The 4,305-nt window shown below is 58.9% G+C and carries 4 protein-coding genes and 1 pseudogene; 3 read left to right on the forward strand and 2 right to left on the reverse strand.

The window, feature by feature from the left end:
- Window positions 1-208: 208 nt before the first annotated feature.
- Both NW863_RS12315 and hisG read right to left on the reverse strand, forming a co-directional pair.
- Window positions 209-1,003, reverse strand: a complete 795-nt coding sequence (locus NW863_RS12315; protein ID WP_414366700.1) for a photosystem II manganese-stabilizing polypeptide — start codon at window positions 1,001-1,003, stop codon at window positions 209-211.
- A gap of 199 nt (window positions 1,004-1,202) precedes the next feature.
- Complete coding sequence (hisG, locus tag NW863_RS12320) at window positions 1,203-1,937, reverse strand: ATP phosphoribosyltransferase (RefSeq protein WP_414366702.1); 735 nt, start codon at window positions 1,935-1,937, stop codon at window positions 1,203-1,205.
- Between the two features lie 204 nt (window positions 1,938-2,141).
- Between hisG and NW863_RS12325 the strand changes: the two genes are divergently transcribed.
- From NW863_RS12325 to NW863_RS12335, 3 genes and pseudogenes are all read left to right on the forward strand, one after another.
- Window positions 2,142-3,263 carry a sugar phosphate nucleotidyltransferase gene (locus NW863_RS12325; protein WP_414366703.1) on the forward strand — a complete coding sequence of 374 codons (1,122 nt, stop codon included), beginning with the start codon at window positions 2,142-2,144 and terminating at the stop codon, window positions 3,261-3,263.
- Entirely contained in the window at window positions 3,241-3,987 is a 747-nt protein-coding gene (locus tag NW863_RS12330; RefSeq protein WP_414366705.1) for a GvpL/GvpF family gas vesicle protein, read from the forward strand. The genes NW863_RS12325 and NW863_RS12330 overlap by 23 nt, the downstream gene beginning before the upstream one ends.
- A gap of 48 nt (window positions 3,988-4,035) precedes the next feature.
- Window positions 4,036-4,231: pseudogene (locus tag NW863_RS12335) on the forward strand (IS630 family transposase); the annotation flags it as partial.
- Between the last annotated feature and the right edge of the window lie 74 nt (window positions 4,232-4,305).

Raw genomic sequence — 4,305 nt, forward strand, 5'->3', positions numbered from 1 at the left:
GGGCAGAAGAAGAGACAAAAGCTCTGCTGCCAAGCGGGTGAGGAAACCCCACCCGCCTACGCGGTGGGGTAGTTCATAACAAACGCTGTGGGATCCCGCCATCGCTGCCCTCTTCTCCAACGGACAAACCGAGACAGACAGAGTATCCACAAGAATGGGCAGGAATCGAGCAGATCCCTGCCCCTCTCAAGCCCCAAATTGGCTCTCTTCAAGACTCCTGCGCCAGGCGGGCGTAAAACAAGCCCTGGACACGGACGGTGTGAGGTTCCAGTGCCCCTTGCTCGGTGCTGGACTGCTGAATGCTGACGAAGGAGCCGCCCATCTCACCCGTGCTGGGATCCACGCGGGCGATGCGCAGCGACATTGTCCCCTGGGAAACCTCGTCCACCTTGCGGTTGGTGGCGAAGTCGTCCTTGGCCGCCTGCAGCCCTACGGCTGTGTCGTAGCCGGCGTTGGAGCCGCGCCCGCGCGCGTCGAGGAAGGTGCTGCTGTGGTAGCCGGGCACCAAGAACTCCCCTTCAAAGTCGGTCGAGGGGTCGATGGCGGAGCCCTGAGCTGTGGCCACCAAGTCTTTCACGCTAAACAAAAACGGCACCCGCTCGCCGCGGGGTAACTGACCGGTGGTCGGCTGAAAAGTGATCCCGTCCACCACTTTGAGCTCCAACCCGCCGTCTTTGGGGGTGACTTCGGCCTTAATCGGCCCCAGCGTGGATGCCGAGATCATAATGTTTTTGGCCTTGATAAACTCTTTTTCGCCGTTCCGCTTTTCCTCTTCGATTTCAATTTGCACCGGCTGGAAGCAGACATCTGTCAACTTTACGGATCCCCCCTTGGGCACCTCGATACGGCCACGGGCCTCGTCCGAGACGGAGGGGCAAATGGCCGCCTTGCCGGTGTTGCGGATCTGGTCGTAGGTTAAGGGGGCCTTAGCCGCCTCCGCCGGCAGGGCGAAGACGCTCAAACAGAGCGCCAACAGGATGGCGAGTAGTGGACGGTACCGCATAATCAACCTCGAAAAACCTGTTTTAATCTCAATGCTGCTGGGGAAAATAAGCCCGAATGCCCCTATTGTACGCAATAGGGATCCCCTCTTTGGCCGGGCTCGCAGAAGTTTCTTGGCCAGGCAGAGCTGTTAGGCTGCTGCGTTTTCCCACTGCTTGGATTACCGACTCCTGCTCTTCTGTGAAGGCCTTGCGGCCACCTCAAAACGGGCCACTCGCCACCAGGGATCCCAGCCAGCGCTCTCGAATCTGGTTTACCAGCTCGCCGATAGGCTGTTGGTTAACGCGGTAGCTGGTGGGATGGGCGATCAGGCGGGCGGTGCTCTCGAAAAGGCAGTCCCGTTCCACCAGGCCGTTTTCCCTCAGGGTGCGTCCGGTGGCCACCAAGTCCACGATGGCATCGGCCATGCCGGTGAGGGGAGCCAGTTCCACCGAGCCGTAGAGGGAGATAATTTCCACCGGCAAATCCAACCGGTCAAAATACTCGCGGGCGCAGCCGACAAACTTGGAAGCGACGCGGGCATGGGGAGGCAACTGGGCCGCCGAGGTGTAGGGACTATCTTGGGGCAGGGCCACCGACATGCGACAGTAGCCGAACTTCAGGTCCAGCAGGTGGGCCACCCGCGCTTCGCTGCCGGCATAGCGCTCTCGCAAGATGTCGTAGCCGACGATGCCCAGCTCGGCCTGTCCGTATTCCACGTACACCGGCACGTCGTGGTTGCGCACCAGCAGCGCCTCGTAGCGTTGCCCGTTGAGCTGGGTGGGCGATTCAATCCGCAGCAGGCGGTTGCCGGGATCCAAAAAGCGACTGAAATCGATCCCCACCTGTTGCAAGCAGCGGACAGCGTCGGCCAACAAGGCTCCCTTGGCCAGGGCAATGGTGATCGTCGCGGTATTGGGCTTCGGAGCTGGCCGAGGGCTGGTGGCTGTCAACATAGGCACTTAGGGATCCCTTCTGGCAAAAGGACAAGGGCAGTGGGAATGCTACTTAGTTAAAGAAGGAAAGTGGATACCAGGGATCCTGCGTCCTCAATTGTAGGGAACTAACCTCTTGCCGGCGAGGTAGACTCGGCAGATGTTTTCCAGAACGCAGATCCTGGGATGATAAAAACACGATGAACCCGGAGGAGAGACGACGGCATGAAAGCCATGATCCTGGCAGCCGGCAAAGGGACACGGGTACGGCCCATCACCTACATGATGCCCAAGCCGATGATCCCGATTCTGCACAAGCCGGTCATGGAGTTCTTGGTGGAGCTGCTGCGGGAACATGGCTTCGACCAAATCATGATCAACACTAGCCACCTCGCTCACCAGATCGAAGACTACTTTCGCGATGGCCAGCAATGGGGAGTACACATCGGCTTTTCCTTCGAGGGCCACTTCGAGAACGGCCAGCCGGTGGCCGAACCCCTGGGATCCGCCGGTGGCATGCGCAAGATCCAGGATTTCTCTGGCTTTTTTGACAGCACCTTCGTGGTGCTCTGCGGCGATGCGCTAATCGACCTCAACCTAACCCAGGTGGTCAACTTTCACAAATCTAAGGAGGCATTGGCCACGGTGGTGTTGCGAGAGGTGGATCCCAGCCAAGTCTCCAGCTACGGAGTGGTGGTAACTGATGAGACGGGCCGGGTCACCGCCTTCCAAGAAAAGCCCAGGCAGGAAGAGGCCCTCAGCAACACTATCAACACCGGCATCTACGTGTTCGAGCCAGAAGTCCTGGACTACATCCCCCCCGGCTGCCCCTATGACATCGGCAGCGATCTCTTCCCCGCCTTGGTGAAAGCCGGCGCCCCCTTCTACGGCCTCAAGGCCGACTTCCAGTGGGTGGACATTGGCCGTACCCATGACTACTGGCTGGCGGTACAGAAGGTGCTGCGCGGCGAGATCAAAGGCGTCAAGGTGCCCGGGATCCAGATTCGGCCTGGCGTCTGGACAGGGATCAATATCCGCGCCAACTGGGATCGCATCCACATCGAGCCGCCGGTGTACATCGGGGCCAGCACCTACCTGGCGGATGGGGTAAAGCTCATCGGCCCCACGGCCATTGGCTACGGCTGTGTGTTGAACGAAGGGTGTACGCTGGATGGCAGTCTCATCTTTAACTACACCCAAATCGCCGCAGGAGTGACGCTGCGCCACCAGATGGTGATGGGTCGCTACTGCATTTCCTCCGATGGCAATGCCATCGATACGGAAGAGTCCAACCTCACCTGGTTGATCGGAGATGCCCGCAGCCATGGCAACGGCAAATCCCAATAGCGCCCTCTACCTTTACGGGATCGTTGCTGCCCCCGGCCCGCGCCACCTGAATGTGGTGGGGCTGGATAAGCAGCCGGTGGGGGTTCACGTGCTGGGATCTTTGGCCTTTCTCTATTCCCAGGCTCGCCAGGAGCGCTACTTGGCCAGCCGGGCCAATCTGCTGGCCCACGAAGCCGTCCTAGAAACCGTCATGAACGAGGGACACCGCGCCCTGCTGCCGTTGCAATTTGGCCTGGTGGTGAGCGGCTGGGACCAGGTGGAGCAGGATCTGGTTAAACCGCACCTGGCCGATCTGTTGGCCCTGCTGCAGCGCCTAGAGGGCAAACGGGAGGTGGGGGTAAAAGTCTTCTGGGATCCCCAGCAAGAGCTCCAATTGGGGCTGGAGGAAAACCCCGCCCTGAAAGCCCGGCGGGACGCGATGATCGGCACCCCCTTGGGGCTAGATGCAGTGGTGGAAATTGGACAAGCCCTAGAGCAACTGCTGGAGCAACGGCGCCAACACATTGCCCAAACCTTCACAGCCACCCTCGGCCCTCTGGCCGGCGACCGCGTCGAGGGAGAGCTGCTCACGGAAAATATGGTCTACAACAGCTCGTTTCTCATCAACTGGGAAGATGAGCCGGTTTTTGCCCAAAAAGTGGAGGAGCTGGATCGAGCCTTTCAGGGACGGCTGCGCATTCGCTACAACAATTTCACCGCTCCCTACAATTTCGCCAAGCTTTGACCGGCCTGTACTCACCCTCGTTTCGCTGGATCAGCGCATTCTTGCAAGCAAAGAAAGACTTACCGCAGTGCGAGAGTCCAAGAAGAGGAGATGCAAAGAGAACGACTAGCTTATAGTCAAGAATCAGGGATATTGCAGCGGAGGATTTGATTGCCCTCGACAGACAGGGGTGTGGGAGGGAAGGGAACGGGGAGTAGCTCGGAGTTTACGCGGTCAAAGAGCTTATCATTATCGTCAGAGATACAGCCTGTTAATTTAAAATAGGGTACAGTTTTTAAGAGGAAGGAGAGAAGGGAATGCCAACCCATTCTTTGGATC

The sequence above is a fragment of the Synechococcus sp. B60.1 genome, from assembly GCF_047462555.1.
Taxonomy (GTDB): domain Bacteria; phylum Cyanobacteriota; class Cyanobacteriia; order Thermostichales; family Thermostichaceae; genus Thermostichus.